Source organism: Prevotella sp. 10(H), assembly GCF_000711235.1.
GTDB lineage: Bacteria > Bacteroidota > Bacteroidia > Bacteroidales > Dysgonomonadaceae > Dysgonomonas.
The window spans coordinates 42,254-63,278 of record NZ_JOMI01000002.1 but is presented as its reverse complement, the minus strand read 5'-3'; the positions used below and the strand labels follow the sequence as shown (position 1 = coordinate 63,278).

General features: G+C 40.2%; 24 protein-coding genes. 11 read left to right on the top strand and 13 right to left on the bottom strand.

Annotated elements, in window-relative coordinates:
- The first annotated feature begins 46 nt into the window (after positions 1–46).
- Positions 47–1,258: a vWA domain-containing protein gene (locus K348_RS0103690; protein ID WP_051697605.1), complete on the top strand. Its 1,212-nt coding sequence runs from the start codon at positions 47–49 to the stop codon at positions 1,256–1,258.
- Positions 1,259–1,343: 85 nt separating this feature from the next.
- Here K348_RS0103690 and ffh read toward each other — a convergent pair whose 3' ends face one another.
- A complete protein-coding gene (ffh, locus tag K348_RS0103685; RefSeq protein WP_029903051.1) occupies positions 1,344–2,663 on the bottom strand; it encodes a signal recognition particle protein in 1,320 nt (439 codons plus the stop codon).
- Between the two features lie 119 nt (positions 2,664–2,782).
- Here ffh and K348_RS0103680 point away from each other — a divergent pair, with 119 nt between their 5' ends.
- Positions 2,783–3,505: a DUF5131 family protein gene (locus tag K348_RS0103680; protein WP_029903049.1), complete on the top strand. Its 723-nt coding sequence runs from the start codon at positions 2,783–2,785 to the stop codon at positions 3,503–3,505.
- 72 nt (positions 3,506–3,577) lie between these two features.
- Here K348_RS0103680 and K348_RS0103675 read toward each other — a convergent pair whose 3' ends face one another.
- On the bottom strand, positions 3,578–4,645 hold the full coding sequence (locus K348_RS0103675; RefSeq protein WP_029903047.1) for a glycoside hydrolase family 43 protein: 1,068 nt from the start codon (positions 4,643–4,645) through the stop codon (positions 3,578–3,580).
- A 210-nt stretch (positions 4,646–4,855) separates the two neighbouring features.
- The gene (locus K348_RS0103670; RefSeq protein WP_051697635.1) at positions 4,856–5,452 is read right to left on the bottom strand and encodes a hypothetical protein; all 597 of its coding nucleotides are present in this window, start codon (positions 5,450–5,452) and stop codon (positions 4,856–4,858) included.
- 269 nt (positions 5,453–5,721) lie between these two features.
- Here K348_RS0103670 and K348_RS0103665 point away from each other — a divergent pair, with 269 nt between their 5' ends.
- The 6 genes from K348_RS0103665 to K348_RS0103640 all read left to right on the top strand — a co-directional run bounded on the left by K348_RS0103665 (position 5,722) and on the right by K348_RS0103640 (position 9,829).
- Positions 5,722–6,297, top strand: a complete 576-nt coding sequence (locus tag K348_RS0103665; protein WP_029903043.1) for a DUF5063 domain-containing protein — start codon at positions 5,722–5,724, stop codon at positions 6,295–6,297.
- Complete coding sequence (locus K348_RS0103660; RefSeq protein ID WP_029903041.1) at positions 6,291–6,875, top strand: 3'-5' exonuclease; 585 nt, start codon at positions 6,291–6,293, stop codon at positions 6,873–6,875. Before K348_RS0103665 ends, K348_RS0103660 begins: the two co-directional genes overlap by 7 nt.
- A gap of 105 nt (positions 6,876–6,980) precedes the next feature.
- Complete coding sequence (locus K348_RS0103655; RefSeq protein WP_029903039.1) at positions 6,981–7,904, top strand: DnaJ C-terminal domain-containing protein; 924 nt, start codon at positions 6,981–6,983, stop codon at positions 7,902–7,904.
- 18 nt (positions 7,905–7,922) lie between these two features.
- Entirely contained in the window at positions 7,923–8,210 is a 288-nt protein-coding gene (locus K348_RS0103650) for a chaperone modulator CbpM (protein ID WP_029903038.1), read from the top strand.
- Positions 8,211–8,214: 4 nt separating this feature from the next.
- Positions 8,215–9,099, top strand: a complete 885-nt coding sequence (gene bla / locus K348_RS0103645) for a class A beta-lactamase, subclass A2 (RefSeq protein WP_029903037.1) — start codon at positions 8,215–8,217, stop codon at positions 9,097–9,099.
- 121 nt (positions 9,100–9,220) lie between these two features.
- Complete coding sequence (locus tag K348_RS0103640; RefSeq protein ID WP_029903036.1) at positions 9,221–9,829, top strand: porin family protein; 609 nt, start codon at positions 9,221–9,223, stop codon at positions 9,827–9,829.
- Between the two features lie 46 nt (positions 9,830–9,875).
- Here K348_RS0103640 and K348_RS0103635 read toward each other — a convergent pair whose 3' ends face one another.
- Complete coding sequence (locus K348_RS0103635) at positions 9,876–10,577, bottom strand: LytTR family DNA-binding domain-containing protein (RefSeq protein ID WP_029903035.1); 702 nt, start codon at positions 10,575–10,577, stop codon at positions 9,876–9,878.
- 38 nt (positions 10,578–10,615) lie between these two features.
- Complete coding sequence (locus K348_RS0103630; RefSeq protein WP_051697603.1) at positions 10,616–11,752, bottom strand: sensor histidine kinase; 1,137 nt, start codon at positions 11,750–11,752, stop codon at positions 10,616–10,618.
- Between the two features lie 37 nt (positions 11,753–11,789).
- Here K348_RS0103630 and K348_RS0103625 point away from each other — a divergent pair, with 37 nt between their 5' ends.
- On the top strand, positions 11,790–12,692 hold the full coding sequence (locus tag K348_RS0103625; RefSeq protein ID WP_029903030.1) for a DUF6268 family outer membrane beta-barrel protein: 903 nt from the start codon (positions 11,790–11,792) through the stop codon (positions 12,690–12,692).
- Between the two features lie 72 nt (positions 12,693–12,764).
- Here K348_RS0103625 and K348_RS18320 read toward each other — a convergent pair whose 3' ends face one another.
- Genes K348_RS18320 through K348_RS0103615 form a run of 3 tightly spaced genes read right to left on the bottom strand, consistent with a single transcriptional unit; the run spans position 12,765 to position 15,523 of the window.
- Entirely contained in the window at positions 12,765–13,130 is a 366-nt protein-coding gene (locus K348_RS18320) for a DUF3795 domain-containing protein (protein WP_051697601.1), read from the bottom strand.
- A 14-nt stretch (positions 13,131–13,144) separates the two neighbouring features.
- Positions 13,145–14,071: a hypothetical protein gene (locus tag K348_RS18315; protein ID WP_036930175.1), complete on the bottom strand. Its 927-nt coding sequence runs from the start codon at positions 14,069–14,071 to the stop codon at positions 13,145–13,147.
- 12 nt (positions 14,072–14,083) lie between these two features.
- Positions 14,084–15,523, bottom strand: coding sequence for an MBOAT family protein (locus K348_RS0103615; protein ID WP_029903028.1), 1,440 nt, complete (start codon positions 15,521–15,523; stop codon positions 14,084–14,086).
- A 152-nt stretch (positions 15,524–15,675) separates the two neighbouring features.
- Here K348_RS0103615 and K348_RS0103610 point away from each other — a divergent pair, with 152 nt between their 5' ends.
- Positions 15,676–16,155, top strand: coding sequence for a low molecular weight protein-tyrosine-phosphatase (locus K348_RS0103610; protein ID WP_029903026.1), 480 nt, complete (start codon positions 15,676–15,678; stop codon positions 16,153–16,155).
- Here K348_RS0103610 and K348_RS0103605 read toward each other — a convergent pair whose 3' ends face one another.
- The 4 genes from K348_RS0103605 to tatA form a co-directional block, all read right to left on the bottom strand.
- Positions 16,156–17,106, bottom strand: a complete 951-nt coding sequence (locus K348_RS0103605; RefSeq protein WP_029903024.1) for an NAD(P)-dependent oxidoreductase — start codon at positions 17,104–17,106, stop codon at positions 16,156–16,158.
- Positions 17,107–17,117: 11 nt separating this feature from the next.
- Positions 17,118–17,540: a hypothetical protein gene (locus K348_RS0103600; RefSeq protein ID WP_029903022.1), complete on the bottom strand. Its 423-nt coding sequence runs from the start codon at positions 17,538–17,540 to the stop codon at positions 17,118–17,120.
- Between the two features lie 21 nt (positions 17,541–17,561).
- Entirely contained in the window at positions 17,562–18,041 is a 480-nt protein-coding gene (locus tag K348_RS0103595; RefSeq protein WP_051697599.1) for a GNAT family N-acetyltransferase, read from the bottom strand.
- An 87-nt stretch (positions 18,042–18,128) separates the two neighbouring features.
- Positions 18,129–18,326 (bottom strand): twin-arginine translocase TatA/TatE family subunit, encoded by a 198-nt coding sequence (gene tatA, locus K348_RS0103590; RefSeq protein WP_029903017.1) that lies wholly within the window; start codon positions 18,324–18,326, stop codon positions 18,129–18,131.
- A gap of 505 nt (positions 18,327–18,831) precedes the next feature.
- On the opposite strand from tatA, the gene K348_RS0103585 reads away from it, so the two are divergent.
- Positions 18,832–20,313, top strand: a complete 1,482-nt coding sequence (locus K348_RS0103585) for an O-antigen translocase (RefSeq protein WP_029903015.1) — start codon at positions 18,832–18,834, stop codon at positions 20,311–20,313.
- 6 nt (positions 20,314–20,319) lie between these two features.
- Here the strand turns inward: K348_RS0103585 and K348_RS0103580 are convergent, their stop codons facing one another.
- Entirely contained in the window at positions 20,320–21,018 is a 699-nt protein-coding gene (locus tag K348_RS0103580; protein ID WP_029903013.1) for a hemerythrin domain-containing protein, read from the bottom strand.
- Between the last annotated feature and the right edge of the window lie 7 nt (positions 21,019–21,025).

Sequence of the window (21,025 nt, the reverse complement as noted above, 5' to 3'; positions counted from 1 at the left end):
ATATTTGCTTTAGTTAAAAATGATAATTATTTAAAACCTAAAGCATATGAAAAAGAGACTTTATACATTATTTTGGATACTTCCGGCAAGTGTATTCATTTATGCAACAACTTTTGCCTTTACTAACAAAGGAGGAATATCATTGGATGAACCGGAAATGATAACAGCAGGTATATCAGAAACTACAGACAGGGTTGCCAAGCCTAAGATGCAGGTAGTCTTCCTGCTCGATGCTACGGGAAGCATGTCAGGCCTGATAGGCGCCGCAAAAGAAAAAATATGGTCGATAGCAAGCAGCCTGACACAAACCGAACCAGCTCCGGATATTGAAGTGGGTATGCTGTTTTACCGCGACCGTGGTGACAGTTTCATAACAAAAATGATCCCTCTCGGTACGGACATGGATAATCTCTATGAGCAGCTTATGGCAATGAACGCAAGCGGCGGTGGAGACGGCCCTGAAAGCGTAAATCAGGCATTATATGAAGGTGTAAATAAAATGCAATGGGACGACCGACCGAATACCTACCGCTCGATATTCTTAGTAGGCGATTATCCGCCGCATATGGATTACAGAGATGATGTACATTATCCTGAAAGCTGTTCGGAAGCCATAAAGAAAGGAATCGTTATTAACACAATCCTTATGGGAAATGAACCGACTGCCGCACGCATATGGAGAGAAATCGCCGATAAAACGAAAGGTGAATATATCCAGACGGACATGAATGTAAATAACATTGCGATAAGGACACCTTATGACGACCGTATCAATAAATTGCAATATGAACTCGATAATACCCGCATCTATTACGGCAAATCATCAGCGCTCACAGAAACAAAAAGGGCGCAAAGTTCTAAAGTCGTGGCAGGTGATGCCGCGATTAATGCACGCAGGGCAGAATACAACCTGTCAGCAGCAAATAAAGATGCCTATTATGGTGCCGAAGAACTGGTAAATGTCGTTGCACACGGGAAAGCATTGACAGAAATACCGGAAAAAGATTTACCGGAAAATATGAAGAAAATGTCAACGGAGGAACGAGAAACTTATTTGAAAGATCTTTTAGCTAAACGCAAAAAACTAGAACAGGAAATAAAAGACCTGAGTAAACAACGCCAGAAACATATAGATGAAGAACTTTCTAAAATGGATAAGGAAAAAGTAGAAGAATCTTTCGACGACGTTATCTACAGGGCTGTACAGGAACAAGCATTACAGAAAGATATAAAACTGGAAGGCAAAGCCAAGCGATAAATAAAATAACATCTTTACAAACTATACAATAATAAACCCCGCCTGTTAGATGCAGACGGGGTTTACTTATATCAATTTAATCTGATTATCTTCTCATTTTCGGCATTTTGCCGCCTTTCATCTGGGTCATCATCTTCATCATCTTACGGGTTTCGTCAAACTGCTTTATCAGCTTGTTTACTTCCTGTATAGATGTTCCGCTACCTTTGGCGATGCGTTGGCGGCGGCTTCCGTTAAGAATTTCCGGAGCCGATCTTTCTTTCGGGGTCATCGAATAGATAATAGCTTCAATGCTTTTGAATGCATCGTCATCTATATCAAGATCCTTAATCGCTTTACCTACACCCGGAATCATCGATGCCAAGTCTTTCAGATTACCCATCTTTTTAATCTGCTGTATCTGCCCGATGAAATCGTTGAAATCAAACTGATTCTTAGCGATTTTCTTCTGCAGTCGGCGGGCTTCTTCTTCATCATATTGCTCCTGTGCGCGCTCAACGAGTGAAACGATGTCACCCATTCCGAGAATACGGTCAGCCATACGTTCAGGGTGGAATACATCGAGTGCATCCATTTTCTCTCCCGTACCTACAAACTTAATCGGCTTGTCTACTACCGAGCGGATAGAAAGCGCAGCTCCACCACGGGTATCGCCGTCGAGTTTGGTAAGCACTACCCCGTCGAAATTCAACCTGTCGTTAAATTCCTTGGCAGTATTTACGGCATCCTGTCCGGTCATAGAGTCTACTACGAAGAGGATTTCGTCAGGTTTCACAGCATCTTTTATAGCTGTAATCTCCTTCATCATTTCTTCATCGATAGCAAGGCGTCCGGCAGTATCTATAATGACAAGGTCATGCCCGTTCTGCTTAGCCAGCTTGATTGCATTGAGTGCAATCTGTACAGGATTTTTATTATCATCTTCCGAATATACGGGAACTTCTATCTGTGTACCCAATATCTTCAATTGTTCGATAGCAGCCGGACGGTATACGTCGCCTGCAACGAGTAACGGATTTTTTCCTCTTTTCGATTTCAGCAATTTAGCCAGCTTACCCGAGAAAGTCGTCTTACCCGAACCTTGCAATCCTGACATCAGGATAATGGCAGGCGAGCTTTTCAGGTTTATATCGGTAGCTGTACCTCCCATAAGAGAAGCAAGCTCGTCATGGACGATTTTCACCATCAACTGCTCAGGCTTAACGGCTGTAAGTACATTCTGTCCTAAAGCCTTTTCCTTAACGGTTTCGGTAAATTGCTTTGCCGTTTTATAGTTTACGTCGGCATCGAGTAATGCACGGCGTACGTCTTTCAGCGTTTCGGCAACATTTATCTCGGTGATTTTACCTTCACCTTTCAGAATCTTAAATGAGCGTTCTAATCTATTACTTAGACTTTCAAACATATTATTATTCTTATTTTATTATCAAGTATATAAAGGAGCACAAAGATATAAACTTTTGGTATAAAGTGAAAAACTGACTGTCAATTTCTTATATTTGCAACCTCACTATCGGTTATTTTATGTCATCTCTCTGGAATCCGTGGCACGGCTGTCACAAAATAAGCGCAGGTTGCCTCAATTGCTACATGTATCGTGGCGATGCAAGACGCGGTGTGGACAGTTCCATAGTGAAGCAAACCAAGAATTTCGATGTGCCTGTCCGTAAAAAGCGTAACGGAGAATATAAGATTAAACCGGGTAATGAAGTCTTTACCTGTTTTACATCTGATTTTCTACATGCCGATGCTGACGAATGGCGCCCCGAAGCATGGCAGATGATACGCGAGCGCAGCGACCTCAAATTTTTGATGATAACTAAACGTATCGACAGATTGCATGTAGGTTTACCCGAAGACTGGGGGGACGGCTACGACAATGTGACGATATGCTGCACTGTTGAAAATCAGGACAGGGCGGATTACCGCCTGCCAATCTATAAAGCCGCCCCTATAAAGCATAAGATAATTATCTGTGAGCCGCTTCTGGAAAGGATCGATCTGACACCCTACGATATAGGTTCATGGGTAGAGCATATCACAGCCGGTGGCGAATCGGGGCCGGAAGCCCGTATATGTAATTTCGACTGGATAATGGAGATTAGGCAGATTTGCGTGGATAATGATATTTCGTTCTGGTTTAAACAAACCGGGGCAAGATTTGTAAAAGAAGGCAAACTGTACAATATACCGAGGCGTATGCAGCATGCACAGGCGCGTAAAGCAGGAATAAACTATAAAAGATAAGAAAGGCCGACTCAATAAATGAATCAGCCTTTTATATTTTATTCTGTTCGATGCTTACATTTTTTCAGAAAATCATTTTTTGATGTTTTCTTTATTAATTTTCACAGCCGCAACCCCTTCATTAGTCATCTTTACAGGCATTATTGTACCATCATTATTGAAGTACATACGGTCAACGCATATCTCCCTATGAAATCCGTTAGAGTCGCCAAGCGGATGACGATGATAAAATATATACCATTCATCAGTACCCGGAACATTAACAACAGAGTTGTGGCCCGCTCCGGTTCCGATTTCCTTATCCGACTGTAATATCTTACCCATCTTTTTAAATGGTCCGAGTGCAGTATCGGCTATGCCGTAAGAAACGCAGTAGCCCTCACTTTCCCATGCGCCTTCCGACCACATCATATAATACTTGCCATTGCGTTTAAGTACAAATGCGCCTTCAGTAAAATTCTCTGGTGTTATCTCTTTGTAGTAACTTCCGTCATCGAAAGGAACAAGACTAAGCAAATCATCACTCAGTTTAACCACATTGCAATGTCCCCATCCTCCGTAATACATATAAAATTGTCCGTCATCATCGCGGTAGACAAACTGGTCGATTGGTTGTGCGCCGTTGTGGAATTTATCGATTAATGGCTTTCCTAATGGATCGATAAACGGACCGGCCGGGCTATCCGATACCGCAACCCCAATGCCTCCGAGTTCGTTATCATTCTGGATATCGTTACCACCAAAGAAAAGATAATACTTTCCGTTTGCCGCAATGATAGAAGGTGCCCACAAAGCATATTCAACCCACTTAACGTTTTCTACAGAGATTACTTTCGGATGTTTAGTCCAATTAACCAAATCTTTTGATGAGAAAGCATCCATATAATGTTGGATAGTATAAACCGCATGAACTGTCTTAGGTTCTCTGACAGGATAAGTGGCAACAGAATCCGGATTGTTTGGAAAATATATATCCGAAAGAGTGGCGTACACCCAATATTCATCGCCAAACACAATAGCCTCAGGGTCGGCATACCAACCTTTCACAAAAGGGTTTCCACTGGTTTTCTCTGCTTTTTTTTCACATGACACGAGGCATGATAAGATGAAGAACAACAAAATGTATTTATAACTTTTCATAATAGAGTGCTTCTCAGTTTTAGAAGTATTTATAATGCTGATTAATAGTAAATATTACAGATTACAAAACTATAAATAAAATATCAGATACTTATAGTGATATCAGGCAAATCCATTCAATGGTTAAATAAAGTGTCAAATTATTCTAGGACAAGACAAAAAAAGCCGATTCAATAAATGAATCAGCTTTCTAAAAATACTATTATACTCTTATCTTGCCAGTTTCGACCTGTCAACAGTTGTTGAACTACCTGAACCGGAGTTATTGGTATTGTAGGACGGTCTGCTGTTAGTAGACGGACGTGTGCCGGTTGATGGTCTGTTTGTAGACGGTCTGCTTGTAGACGGTCCTACACCCGGAGTCGGTTTTGTGAGACCCGATCTGTCCGGAGTTGGTGTTGGTCTCGGCGGATTAGGACGATTCGGATACGTCGGTCTGTTAGGACGGTTAGGCCTGTTGTTTTCGTGAATAATGTAAATCGGTCTTCCGTATGGTGGAAAAATTGTAGGAGGCATTACTGATGCCACATAATTTACATCATCGTATAAAAACTCATAACCTGTCAGATAATCGTTCCAAAACTCAAGGGCATATACTTCGTCCCTCGAAGTACGGTATTCGAGTACTTCCTGATACCCTTCTTTCTTATCGTTCACAGCCAACACGCGGTCGGGCCGGCCGATGGCTGATTCTACCTCTGCTTTAGTCATACCTGTAGTCAACTTACCCAAGTCGAGTGACTTGTAAGTAGCACAGGAAACGAAAAAAAACAGGGATATAATTGTTGCTAAAATTATTTTCTTCATATTCAATTCATTTAGAGTTAATATTCTCTCCGCTCCTACCTATAAAACAATAAATATGCCACGAAGTTTTAATAAAAAAGAAAAATGATAAAATATTGATTACTTATAAGATATATTAATTTATCGGTTACCGGGCAGGAAAACAACGCACATATTTTACCCTTAAAATATCTTATCCTTTTCGTTAGTTAACAAATAATCCCCTAAATTTGTTATTTATATAACATCAATAAACAATTGTCAATAACTTATTGCAATTAATACAGGATATGACAGACCAGATTAAAGAAATAGTATATTCCCGCGATTCGATAGAATTTGTTACGGTAGCCGTCCAGTACTGTGCTTTTCTCGAAAACTTCGAAGAAATAACAGAAAGCGAACTGACCGACAAATTAACTAAAATACTTCCCCTGTTATATCTGAAGGCTTCCCTTGTGCCCGAGACAGACTCGGTGAATGATGAGGAGACGGAAATAACCGTGACGGAAGATATTTATAATCACATTTCATCGAAACTGTATAATGTATATGTAAATAACGATACATATCTCGAAGTTTTCCTTCAGGATATGAAGTATAGCGAAACACCCATATCGGCAAGTATCAGCGAAGACCTGACCGATATATACCAAGACACAAAAAACTTTATTACCGTATTTGAACGGGGAATCACCGAAAATATGAATGATGCCCTATATGTATGTATGGAAAACTTTAAGACATACTGGGGACAAAAACTCGTAAACGTATTACGCGCACTGCATTCTTTAAAATATTCGGCAGACCCTGATGCATTCGGCGATGAAGACATAGAACCGAATGATGCAGAAGAATTATGGTAAAGACAATTTCAAAAGAAGAATTATCCGTGATGCCAATGGAGCGATTCGATGGGAGGATAATTGTAATACAGACAGAAAGCGAAGCCGAAAAGGCATCGGCCTACCTGAAAAAGCAGACGACTATCGGGTTCGATACCGAAACGCGACCCGCTTTCCGTAAAGGGGTATCGCATCAGATTGCATTGATGCAGCTGGCGACAGAAGATACCGGTTTTCTTTTTCGGCTCAATATGATAGGACTGCCGGATTGTCTGGCCGACATACTGATAAATCCTGCTATAAAAAAAATAGGACTTTCACTCAAAGACGATTTTTCGGCTATTCACAAACGAAAAGCGATAGTACCGACAAACTTTATCGAACTTCAGTCGTTTGTAAAGAGTTACGGTATTGAAGATAACGGTTTGCAGCGTATATATGGCATACTTTTTGGAAAAAGAATTTCGAAAGGGCAGCGCCTGTCGAACTGGGAAGCCGAGATATTATCTGATGCTCAGAAGATGTATGCAGCGATAGATGCATGGGCGTGCCTGAGAATATATGATGAACTGATAAATAGAGAAAAAGTAGCCCCCTAATCTTCATGGGGAACTTTTAGAGAGTATATGAAAAATTAATTATACTTGTGGCCTGCTTAAGCCTCCCCTTAGGGGAGGTTGGAGGGGCTTTAACAACTAAATACAATGGCATTCATAGACTATTACAGCATATTAGGAATATCCAAGACAGCCAGTGCGGATGACATAAAAAAAGCCTACCGTAAACTGGCCCGCAAATATCATCCGGACATTAACCCGAATGATGAAGAAGCGAAGAAGAAATTCCAACAGATAAACGAAGCGAACGAAGTACTCTCCGACCCCGAAAAACGTAAGAAATACGATGAATACGGGGAAAACTGGAAGCATGCCGAAGAATACGAAAAAGCAAGACAGCAGCAATCCCGCAACGGAGGATTTGCCGACTACGGCAGTTTTGGAGGATTTGGCAGCGGAGGCTCATTCAGTTTCGACGGGGATGAGGAAGGTGGTTTTTCCGATTTCTTCGAATCCTTGTTCGGTGGCAGACGCTCATCGGCAGGGAGTAGCCGCAGCAGAGGGTACAGAGGGCAGGATTATACTTCCGAACTTCACCTCAGCCTGCGCGATGCGGCAGAAACTCATAAACGTATGCTCACCCTAGATGGTAAAAACCTGCGTATCACTATTCCGGCCGGAGTTTCTGACGGGCAGGTGATAAAACTTGCCGGACAGGGTTCACCGGGTAAGAACGGAGGCCCTAACGGCGACCTGTATATCACTTTCATTATAGAAGAAGATCCTGACTTTAAACGGGTAGGGAACGATTTATATACAAATGCAAATCTGAACCTCTATACTGCGGTTCTTGGCGGCGAACAAACCGTTAACACATTTACCGGAAAGGTGAAACTGAAAGTAGCACCGGGTACCCAGAACGGCACTAAAGTAAGATTGAAAGGAAAAGGATTCCCTGTCTATAAAAAAGACGGCCAGCACGGCGACCTTATTATTACCTATTCGGTAGAGATTCCTACCAGCCTGACAGATGAACAGAAGGAGTTGTTCGAAAAGTTAGCAAAGTCTTAACCCTAAAGCACCACAGTTATGACATCAGAATTAATCATCATACGCGAATATTGCATACAGAATCAGGTGGAGCCTGACTTTATCGTACAACTCGAAAACGAAGGACTGATACAGATAAGCAGTATAGAAAACGAGCGATATATTCATATTTCGCAACTAAAAAATCTCGACCAGTATGTGCGCTGGTACTACGACCTGTCAATCAATGTAGCGGGCATAGACGTAATACAGAACCTGCTGGATAAAATAGATGTGATGCAGGACGAGATACATCGGCTGAAAGAGCAATTAAGATTAATAGATTGAAAATATGAGGCGCTTCATTTTACTGCTTATCACTGCCTTTGCGGTAACCTCATGTCTTTTTTCACAAGGCGATAAGTTAAGAAAAGAAATATCCGGAATCATCGGTGGAAAGGATGCTAAAGTTGGTGTTGCGTTGATAGTGGATGGAAAAGATACCCTGACTGTCAATAATAATTTCCATTATCCTACACAGAGCGTTTATAAATTTCATCTGGCACTGGCAGTCCTCGATTATCTGGATAAGAATAATATGACGCTCGACCACAAAATATCAGTAAAGAAAAGCGATTTATTGCCAAATACACATAGTCCGTTAAGGGATGATTATCCGGAAGGGAATGTGGAATTATCGGTCGGTGAAATCTTAAGATATACCGTATCGTTAAGCGATAATAACGGCTGTGATATACTTTTCCGTTTTATCGGAGGTACAGATGTAGCAGATAAATATATAAGAAACCTCGGCATGACGGACTTTGCCATAGCCGCTACCGAAGAAGAAATGCACGGCCCGTGGGAAGTACAATATACCAACTGGAGTACACCATACACCGCAACACTGGTACTCGAAAAATTCAGAACCGGAAATATTCTGCCCCAGCCATTCCACGATTTTCTATGGAGTATAATGACTGATTCTCCGACAGGAAAGAACAAGATAAAGGCATTGCTGCCTGAAGGAACAGTTGTCGCCCATAAGACAGGCTCTTCGTTCAGGAATGACGAAGGACTGAATGCTGCGGAGAACGATATTGCTATTGTTCAACTGCCCGACGGACGTTGTTACTCACTGGCTGTATTTGTCGCCGACTCTATGGAAAGCTCCTATGTAAACTGTAAAATGATAGCCGATATATCAAAGGCAGTATACGATTCGCTGGTAAAATAATGCCCTATTTACCGTTTATCATAAGTAAGTACCCGTTCATCAAATAGATTTTGCATCGGGAGTAAACAAGCGGATATTTGCGTTCATAATTTATTAATTACAAACTCAAACTATTGACATTATGAACAAAATCGGATTTATCTGGGTACTTGTTATAGCTCTTGTATTATTATTGCAGACAGGCTTCAACGCCAATGCACAAACACCTCCGGTGACTATCGGAATAAAAGGAGGAATAAATCTGTCGGACTTCGGCGGGGATATAAAAGATATGAAATCTGCTATCAAATATCAGGCAGGTATCACTTTCGACATTGCCCTTACTGAGAACGTATATGTATTGACAGGCCTTGAATTCGTTACCAAAGGAGCAAAGCATAAGCCTAAGAAAGGAGCACAAACAAGATATAATCCTATATATCTGCAGATACCAGTACATGCAGCATACAAATTTGATGTTGCATCCGACGTAAAACTTGTAATCAATGCAGGCCCGTATGCAGCATACGGTTTAGGTGGAAAGATGAAAACCGACGGTGAAAAGGTGAATATTTTCGGTGATAATCGTTTCAAACGCTTCGATTTTGGTATCGGTGGTGGAGCAGGTGTAGAAGTGGGTAAGATTGCATTCAATCTCGGTTATGACTTCGGATTATTAAACATCAATGATATGAAAGGCGTCAAAGTGAGAAACCGTAATGCATACGCTTCACTTGGGCTGAAATTCTGAACGATGCCATAAAAACTGCAAAGCCTGACTAACAATCAGGCTTTGTTTATTTACTTATCAGCTTTTTATATACTACTGTATTCAATAACTCATCTCTCCGCTGCCGCGAAATAGGCAACTCCCTCCCGTTAACAAAAAGACGACCGCCGTTTATCATCCCTATATGCGAGATATTGACCAGAAATGATTTGTGTATACGAAAAAAATATTCTTTCGGAAGCATTTCTTCGATAGACACCATAGTCTGATGAATAGTCAGTGTTTTATCGGCAAAATGAAGTTTCAGATAGTTCTGCATACTTTCTATATAAAGAATATCGCTCCATGTAATTTTCACAAAAGAATCTCCCTGACGTACATACATATCGCGGCTTATATCATTTTCTTTCTGTTTCAACAGGAAAATTTCCTGCGCTTTCATGGCTGCCTGAAAAAACCGCTGGAATGTAATCGGTTTCATCAGATAATCGGCTACCTGCAGCCGGAACCCTTCAAGTGCATATTCAGAATAAGCAGTAGTAAGAATAGTCAGCGGCGGATTGTCCAATGCTTCCAGAAATTCAAGTCCGGTAAGATGCGGCATCTGTATATCCAGAAACATAAGGTCGATATCTATGCTTTTCAGCATTTCAGCCGCTTCTATTGCCGAAGAGCATACTCCTGCAACTTCCAGAAAATCGACTGTGTTTATGTAATCAATTATTCCTTCGCGGGCTATAGGTTCGTCGTCAACGATCAGACATTTCATCAAAAAATAGTTTTACAAGGTTAAAGTCTTATCAAAACTTATAACGTAATATTGAGCCGGATAATATAAATCATCTCCGATTCTTCTATTAATAATTTGTGTTTGTGTGGATAGAGTATCCCCAAGCGTTCTTTTATATTGGTCAGTCCCATGCCCGAACTCTTATTCTTTTTGGGCTGCCGCACAGATTTGGAATTTTCTACCTCTATCCTAAGGTCGTTTCCTTTTTGCCTTAAAAGTATATTGATATATCCGGTTTCGGATATCGAACGGGATACATGCTTGAAGGCATTTTCTACAAATGATATAAGTAATAGAGGTTGAATTTTTCTTTCTTGATCCTCAATATCCCAAAATTCCCGTACTTTCAGTTCGTCTCCCCATCGCATCTTTTCCACGGCTATTACATCTTTCAGGAACTGTATTTCCTGCCCCAACGGAACAAGTTCCTCTTTGCCGTTATAGAGTTGGTAACGGAGTATTTCGGAATATTTTACCAATAGTTCGGAAGATTTGTTCACATCCTTCTGCATCAGAATATAAATATGGTTCAGAACATTAAACATAAAATGAGGATTGATCTGTTGCTGAAGCACCTGCAATTGAGTTTTGAGATGCACCTCCTGCAGTTGGGTGTGTTCAAAATAAAAACGTATTCCGCAAAATCCGATATTAATGGTAACTACAGCAGGAACGGACATCACATATTCTATAATAGGATGAAAATGCGTTCGCATTAATTCGGATTGTTCAAATACTCCCATTTGCTCCAGTTTCTCAAATGTTATAAACATAATGAAATGAAAAAATGCCTGTAGCAACGATATGATGATGAACTGAAATACAAACCGCTTCATATTCCTGTTCTGTACAGCCTTAGGCAATAAATTATTGCTCAGATAATTCGTAACAACGGCAGTCGGTGTAAACAAAATAACCGAAAATATTATGGATTCCGTCCACGAGACCTGATTGATATACTGGAAGAAGAATAATGAAGCCAGCATCACCCAAAGCAGGATATAATAATATAAGTAATTTCTATAAGCAGTACTTTTCATAACACAAATATAAAAGATAAAAAATAGAAGTGACTCACCGTTCGTCATAAGGAAACTGCCGTTCGTCAAACGCATTTCGAAAAAGCCCTCCTGTTCCACAATATTTGTATCCATAAAGCGTAATTAAGCTATAACCTAATTATACTAACATATGAGATTTATATTTACTTTTTTATTTTTAACGTCGGTAAATATCGGAATAAATGCCCAGGCCTATCTGAAAGCAGAATACATAGGCCGTTCCAACTACAAAGACATCGATGGCAACAAAACAGGAGGAAAGGGAGATGCAAAGGTTATATCGGGAGGAGTGATGATACCGCTTTCGATGAAACTGAATGAAAACAACAGGCCAACAGCATGGAGAATCGGCATAGGAGGATCTTATACCTCTTTCGACAATAAAGATCTACCCAGAAACCTGTGTCCGTCGGAGATAATGAATGCCCAAGTATCATTAATGCACATACGGCCCATACGTGAAAAGCTGTCTATCCTTGCCACATTAGGTGTCGGAACCTATACTGCCCACGCCGACATCTCTAGGATAGGAATGAAAAACGTGCTAGGTCACGGAGGCGCTATACTTATATGGCACCTGAAAGATAATCTTGACTTGGGGGGAGGGCTTGCAATAAATACTTCGTTTGGTTATCCTATGGCCTTCCCCGCATTTTACTTCAACTGGCGGCTGAGCGGCCGTTATAAAGTAAATGTTTCGATGATGGATGCCCTTGAGGTATCGGCAGGCATGCAGGTGCATAAGAATATAGAGTTAAGCGTTGTGGGTGAAATGGGAGGTTCGGCTGCAATGGAAAAAATAGACGGGAAAGACATGATATTTTCCCATCAGTATCTGACCTATGGCCTTCGTACTGAATTCAAAATAAACAAATCATTTTCCATTCCGGTCACTGTCGGTATGTCGAGCTATCGTCCGGCCTACTATACGGAAAGAAGCCTGAAAGCCTTTTTCAAATCGATGAATAGAGAGGAAGATCCTCGTTTTTCACAGTCATTTTATGTTTCCACAGCAATAAGATACACATTCTAACTACACTGTAATTTCCTTTAACTATATGTACCCCCGAAGCTTTGCGGTAGTCCCTTCAGTAGCCGCAAAGCTTCATTCTTTTATTTCATTCACTTTTGCGTTATAATATCTGAGGAATGATTCCTCTCCTATATTCTTCAATAGTTTCTGGTTAGCTATAAAATCCTGTCCGTACTTCAGCCACCGCTTGGCAAAACCTCTAAATTTTGCACAGGGAAATATTTCGCATTGATGACAATGGTTTATTCCCCTAGCCTGACAGCAGAGATGAAATGTCCTGCAGTTCTCACATCGGGCTTTGTTGACATCTGCTCCCGGACAAGGTTTCTTTTCCCTTACATAAATCGGGCATCCGCCACAGAATACACCGCATGCAGGGACACGGCCTTCATAAGATTTATGTGTTACATGTTGAGATTTATCAACTTCTTCATCCATATAGCGAAGTTAATCTATTCTGCTATACTTTTTTTGTATTCTTCTATCAATTCGTTAGTGCGCAGATCAACTCCTTCTTTCACAAAATGATACGGATAGTCGTAAATCAGGGAATCGGGAAAAATAAATTCTTCCGGTGTTCCTAATACTTTAAGTTTCTTTGACCGGAATATACTGTCTAATTTTGTTGTCCATTCAACATTATACGAGGATTCGTTCAGCCCCGGATAAGAAACATACACTTTCGCTCCTTTAGCCTCAACTATTTTAGCAAACTCAAGAATATAGTCTACTATCTGTAGATTGATTTCCTGATCGAAAGGATGTAAGATAATTTCTCTTTCTTTTTCCACGTCTTCATACCAGTGAGCAGCAGCATCTCCATATTGATTATATGCCTTATTGGAATATATCGGAGAAATACTGCCGGGCGGATATTTATAACTCGAAATGCGGAGTTTAGTCCTTATATAATTCGGTATATCATCTATTATTCTATCCCATTGCCTGCTATCTAATAGTTTAATATCAGAGAGAGACACGTCGAAAATCATACGTAGCAGGTCTTCATTACCATAGGCAAAATCTCCCATAAACTGGCTGTATTCGGGAATAACTACAACTACATCTCCTGCCTTTATATATCTTTGATTACGATCCAACATAAACTTTAATCCTATGATTGCATTTATGCCTGTATTTATAGGATTCATCTGTAAAGAATCCTTTATCATCTGGCTATTTATACCCATTCCGATATTCGATCCCCCTATCATAATAAATCTGGGCGAGGATGTATATTGCATCATAGAATCTTTCTGCACCCCCGAGAAAAGTAACGATTCTTTTGATCGTGGCGTTGCAGGTAGGAAGATGATAATAACTCCGGCAATGAGTATCAGAACTGCAAATCTCATTATATCGGTAAGAAATTTCTTCATATCTGCATCGTTCTAAAATTGAAAATAAATAAATCCCTGACTACCACTTTCGGGCATATTAGATACAATCATAGCAATTAATATCAGATAGAAAGCCCATCTGACATACCTCGGCTTATCTTTGCCAAACTGCTCCAGAGCAAAATTCTTCTCTCTTCCAAACCATTCGACTACAAACAAAAAGATTATTTGTACAAAAATAAATGTATGTTGATGATATTCGGGAGGGGAAAACAGGGAAACATCGAACAAATTAACGATATAGTTAACCGCATCCGTCATATTCTCAGCTCGGAAAACAATCCATGCCAGTAACGCCAAAACAAAGGTGAGTAGCATCTGTGATACTTCTTTTACTGATGGAAGTATCCGTCCTTCGGCAACTGTATTGAGTGATTTACGGTTGCTCCGCATTATTATAGACGGCATTATAAACAGCGCATTAAGTCCTCCCCATACGATAAAAGTCCAGTTGGCGCCATGCCAGAAGCCACTGACAAGGAATATAATAAAAGTATTGCGCACTCTCATCCATGTTCCTCCGCGGCTGCCTCCGAGCGGGATATACAGATAGTCTTTAAACCATGAGGAGAGGGAAATGTGCCACCTGCGCCAGAATTCTGCAATATCTCTGGAGAAATAGGGATAATTAAAATTTTTCAGAAGATTGATACCGAATAGTTTAGATACACCCAAAGCAATATCCGAATACCCTGAAAAATCACAATAAATCTGTATCGTAAAGAAAAAAGCACCTAACAACAATGTACTGGCTGAAGATGTCGCAAAATTGTCAAAAATATGATTTGCCGGATAAGCACAGAAATCGGCTATTGCCATTTTCTTGAACAAGCCCCATAATATCTGCTTCAATCCTTCGGCGGCCTGTAAGTAATTGAACTGACGTTTTACTTTCAATTGCGGGAGGAGATGATGCGCCCGTTCTATAGGCCCTGCAACAAGCAACGGAAAGTAACTGACGAACAATGAGTAATCGATCAGATTACCTGTCGGTTTTATCTTGTCTTTGTATACATCGATGATATATGACATCCCATGGAATGTGTAGAAAGAAATACCTACCGGCAATATTATATACAACGAATGCAGGCTCTGATTTACACCGAACGACGACAACAGGTCATTGAATGAGTCTATAAAGAAGTTGTAATATTTGAAGAATGCAAGCAAGCCTATATTTATCACCAGGCTGACTATAAGTATAGCTTTCTTCTTATGGGGAGAGTTGCTCATCCCGAGGGCAGCAACATAATTTATCAGTATAGAAAACGATAGCAAAAACAAAAAGCGCCAGTCCCAACAGGCATAAAAATAAAAACTGGCAAGCAACAAAAAAATGTTCTGCCTCGATTTTGTTTTACTGAAAATAAACCAATGTAGTAAAAATACAATGGGAAGGAATTTCAGGAATGTTAAGGAGTCAAATAACATTATTACCTAATAAGGTGTTGACTTACTAAGGGTATACATTTTCATCGTATTTCGATTATAATTAATCACCAATCCGGGTACCCGTTAATTTATTCTGACTTTATCTCTTACAAAAGTAGTTATCTTTGTCATTCAAAAAAAATATTGACCCAATGAAAAATTATAAAATACTATTTGTCTGTCTCGGAAATATATGCCGTTCCCCAGCTGCGGAGGGTATACTGAAAAGAATGATTAAAGAACAGGGACTGGAAGATAAGATATCCGTCGACTCGGCAGGGACATCCGGATATCACGACGGAGAACTTCCTGATTCGCGCATGCGCCAGCACGGGTCACGGAGAGGATATAAGTTCGACTCGCTTTCGCGACGGTTTACTACCGATGATTTCTACAATTTCGATATCATTATTGCTATGGACGACAATAATTACCATAATATAATGCGCATGGCTCCCGATCCGGAATCGGAAAGGAAGTTGTACCGCATGGTAGAATTTTCGAAACGATTCGGACACGATCATATACCCGATCCTTATTATTCGGGTGCCGACGGATTCGAACTTGTCCTCGATTTACTGGAAGATGCCTGCGAAGGCTTGCTGGATAAGATAAAAAAAGGTGAACTCTGATCAGTTCACCTTATCTATTTTTCCTCCTTCAAAGAAGTTAATAATATTTTTTGCCACTTCATGCTGCATGTCCAACCGGGCGGCATATGTCTTTGTCCCGGCATGGGGAGATAATACTACATTATCTAATTCTATTAACTCTTGTGGTATCTTAGGCTCATTCTCGTAAACATCCAGTCCGGCGGCATATATTTGTCCGGTCTTTAATGCCTTTACCAAAGCTTGTGTATCGACAAGAGTGCCTCTCGCTGTGTTTATTAATATTGCCGTTTCTTTCATTTTCCCAAACTCGGTTTCCCCGATTAGATGGTATGTCTCGTCTGTAGAAGGAGCGTGTAGTGACAGCACATCCGACTCTTTCAATAATGTATCGAAGTCCACGAATCGGGCATCATATTTATCTTCGATTTCCTTTGGCAATGCATGCCTATTGTGATAGATTATCTTCATACCCGAAGCAACCGCACGTCGAGCAACCGCCTGTCCTATCCGGCCCATACCGTATATACCAAGTGTTTGTCCATAAAGAGGAACACCCAGATCGCCATATAAACCCCAGTCAAGCCTTATGCCATTATGCAGTTTATGATTATAATAAGCAACCTTACGCGCTGTCGCTATCATAATGGCAAAACATAATTCGGCGGTCGGCTCTAATACAGATTGCGGAGCATTTGTTACGGTAATTCCTTTTTCCGCTGCATATTCCACATCTATATTGTCATACCCTACCCCGTAATTAGCTATCAATTTCAGATTATGCGCAGCATCTATAATCTCGGCATCGGTGCGGAAAGAAAAATTCGGAACAAAAGCATCCACATCAGAGATGCGCTCTATTATCTCCTCTTTTTTAAATAACTTATCCTCGGGATAAATAAGTTCGAATTTTCCTTCGAGAGAAGCAAATCCTTCCTTTACGAAATTATGCCCCATTAATACTTTCTTCATTGCGTAAACGTTTATAAGATTCCTTTTTCTACAAGCATTTCCCTTATTTTCGCCCAGTCGGCATAAGGCCGTTCTGCCTCCGGATCATCTGATATAAGTGGACAGCCCAGAGCAGCATCGTCTATATATAATTGACCATAGGCTTTCGGCGATGATGTCCAGAACCGCTGAGTAGGGTTTTTCTGTATCCCGTATAAAGGTATATCATTATTTTCGAACCATTTTACGGCTTCGGTCAGTACATTCTCTTCCACCATTACTTCCAGGCCGCCTACTTTCTTTTTCTTCCTCCGATCGCTGCGGATCGTAAAAAGAATCAGCCGGTGACCGTTATCAGTCAATTCTTTCAGAACCGGTATTGCTCCAATATCTTTTCCTATCTGAGGAAATTCATGCGCTACGCATGTTCCGTCGAAATCAATGCATATATCCATAGATGTTGTAGTTGAGATTTATTATTTATTGTTAAACACAATTCTGTAGACATTTGTTTCTTTCATGACAAAATCCAACGACTGATACAGTTTATTAGCAGCAACCCGCGACGGTCTCGAGGTAAGCATAAGTGTGTCCACTCCTGCTTCTTCCGCAAATTTTACAGCATACTGCACAATTGATCTTCCCAATCCTTTACCCTGAAAGGACTCATCAACAACAACATCTTCTATCCATGCTTTTTTGCCTGTAGGGCTGTTATAAATCCCCAGCGTAAGCATTCCGGCTATATCCTTATTTACAAGAATGAGAAAAAGATGGCTGTTATCGGATTGTAATATTTCTTTAAAATACGATTCGGTAAAAAATGTTTCCGCATCGGGAATAAGGGTAGCGGTCAGTTTACGAACCGCTTCGAAAGCCTGTTTGGAAAATTCCCCGATCTCTGTTATTTCAATATTATGAGCAGTTTCTTGACGCGAAGAAAATGAATTCGGCATAAACTTCTTGAATTTGAATTATATATATAAATAAAAACCCAGACTTTCAAGCCCGGGTTTCCCTATATTTCATAAGATATGACGAACTTATTTGTTGTCTATCTCTGTATTTCCTTTTATATCATCTTCAAGGCCATTAACTCCGTCTTTGAAGTTTCTAACGCCTTTACCGATACCTTTCATCAATTCCGGAATTTTTTTTCCTCCAAAAAGGAGTAAAACAACGATAGCAATAATGATAATCTCACCGGTTCCGAGATTTCCTAAAAATAGTAATGTGTTCATCTGGATTATTTTAATTTAGTATATACTCATTTTTTTTCGTTCTGCTAAAGTAGGCAGAATATAGGGAATAACTATCATCTTTTTGCATTTTTTATATTCATATCGCGAAAATCTAACATTTGATATGGGCAGAATTATGGTTTTGTTTAGTTGGGAGAAGTTTATCTATATTGTTTTATAGCTGTTAGCTCTTTGACATAAATAATAGCTACAAGTTACTCCACCCTGCGGGCAGTTACAAGTTACGGGATTATTAATTGTTCATTTTTAATTATTAATTAGTTCCTGTTACTTTTGTTACTTTTTGCGACTTGGCGTCTTTGCGAGAGATCAGAACATTTTATGCTATCAGCTAATAGCTATAAAATCGTTACTTTTGTTACTTTTTAACACAATATTGTTAACAAATGAAAAATAACAGATGTGATTTTTTAGTGAAATGAAAAATAAAAAAGACTAACATAATCGTTAAAAAGTGATAGATTTGTAATACAATAAATTTGCCTTGAAAAAAGATAATTCATCATATAACCAGATACTAAAATCGACCTCCATTTTTGGCGGCTCTCAGGTTATAATTATCCTTATAGGTATTGTACGAAGCAAGATTATAGCTGTGTTGCTGGGGCCTGCGGGTGTCGGGTTTATTGGAATTTGCTATTCAATAATAGATACTTTCCGTGCCGGATGCGGGCTGGGAATGGATACGGCAGGGGTAAAGGAAATTGCGGAAGCGAACAATTCAGAGAATAAACAAGCGCTTTATAGGACTATTGCCCGCTTTAATAAGTGGTTTAAAGTTTCGGCAATAGCAGGTGCAATAGCCTGTATAATTTTCTGCTACCCGATCAGTATTTGGGCTTCAGGCGACGATGAATATGCATTGCGGATCGCGGGCCTGTCAGTAGCCGTACTTCTGAGTATCATTACGACAGGACGATCGACTATCCTGCAGGGGATGCGAAGGATTCCCGAAATGGCGAAGTCTGCCGTTTTAGGCAGTTTCTTCGGATTGCTGTTTACTGCACCGCTCTATTTTATATTCGGAATACAGAGTATTGTTCCGGCATTTATCGGCACAGGTCTTATTTCATTCTTTTGTGTCGAATATTACTATCGCAGGCAACGAATACCAAAAGTAGCATTATCGAATAAAGAAGCTTTTCAATCGGGATTAAATACTCTCAAACTTGGTATCTATATTGTTATTGCCGGATTTATCGGTACTATAAGTATGTTTCTGGTAAGGACATATCTTTCACGGAGTATAGATATCGATGCTGCAGGATTGTTCCAGTCGGCATGGGTTATTACCAACATTTATCTGAGCCTTATCTTACGCTCAATGGGAACGGATTTCTTCCCGCGGTTGTCTGCTATTGCCGGTGAAAAGGATAAAATTAAACAATTGGTAAACGAGCAAACATACATCATCCTTGTTGTAGCTTCGCCCGCTATTGTTACCATGCTGCTATTCTCGGATTTTGCCTTATCGGTACTATATACTTCGAAATTCGAATATGCAAGCGATGTACTTAGATGGCAGATATTAGGAACTTTCTTCAAAGTGCTGAGCTGGCCGATGGCTTTCATTATGCTGGCAAAGAATAAAGGGTCTGCATTCTTGTTTACGGAAGTGATATTCTATGCTGTCTATCTGTTATCGGCTTATCTCCTGTTCCCGTCGTACGGGCTGGATGCTACAGGTATCGGCTATCTGATTGCTTATATCATTTATTTGCCAATGGTGTTTATATTCAGTAGAAATATCTCTGATTTTGTATGGAGAAAAGATATTATAAGAATGGCACTCATAAATGCCGTGTTAATAACAGCGGCGTTTTTTACTGCCCGCCTTTACTATACCGAAGAATACGCTTTGATTCCCGGTGCAATAATTCTGATTATTACACTGATATATGCTTATTTCAAATTGAAAAGAGTATTCAATTTTGCAGACCTGAAAGACTGGTTCAGAAAGAGATAAGAACTTTTAGCTCTTGCTCTTCTCTATTTCTTTTACGCGAGGAATAACAAGGCTGTCCTCGATAAATGTATGGGCTTCGAGTTCTTCTTCTGACATATATAGTTCGGTCAGAACATTTACCATAAGCATCTGGTCGGTAGAACCCGGAACATACTTCAAGAGTATTTGCTTCAGGTCGTTCATCTTGCCTTCTATATCATTGTGGCGCTCTTCAAAAATATTGATCGAGTACTTTTGATCGTTAGATTTGTGGATAAGGGAATATACATAAGGGAATACGACCTCATCTTCATACTGCATATGCTCGGAAACTTCGCGGGTATAATTATCGAAGAAGTTAAGGACAGCAGCTTTCAGACCCTTTTCCGACAAATTGAACACCAGTTCGAGCTTGCGGCGGATATTAGGCAGCCGTCTTTCAAGGAAGTAGCTGTGCGAACTTTTCAGATATTGCAGGAACGGCGATAACGGCAATGCCATGAAAGCTTGTTGTATATCGGTAATTGACTTATTGGATTGATAGTTGGCCAGGAAAAGAAAACAATCGGTATCGAACCCGTTCTCCTTACAAACGGTATCGACATTCTTCTCTCCGAAGCCTAACGATATATTGAGCCTGTTGAAGAGTTGCAGAAGATGGTAGTCGGCATCGATGAGTTCCGACATCTTCATTGTCTTGTTAAAAATGATGGTTATATTTTGCATGTTGGCA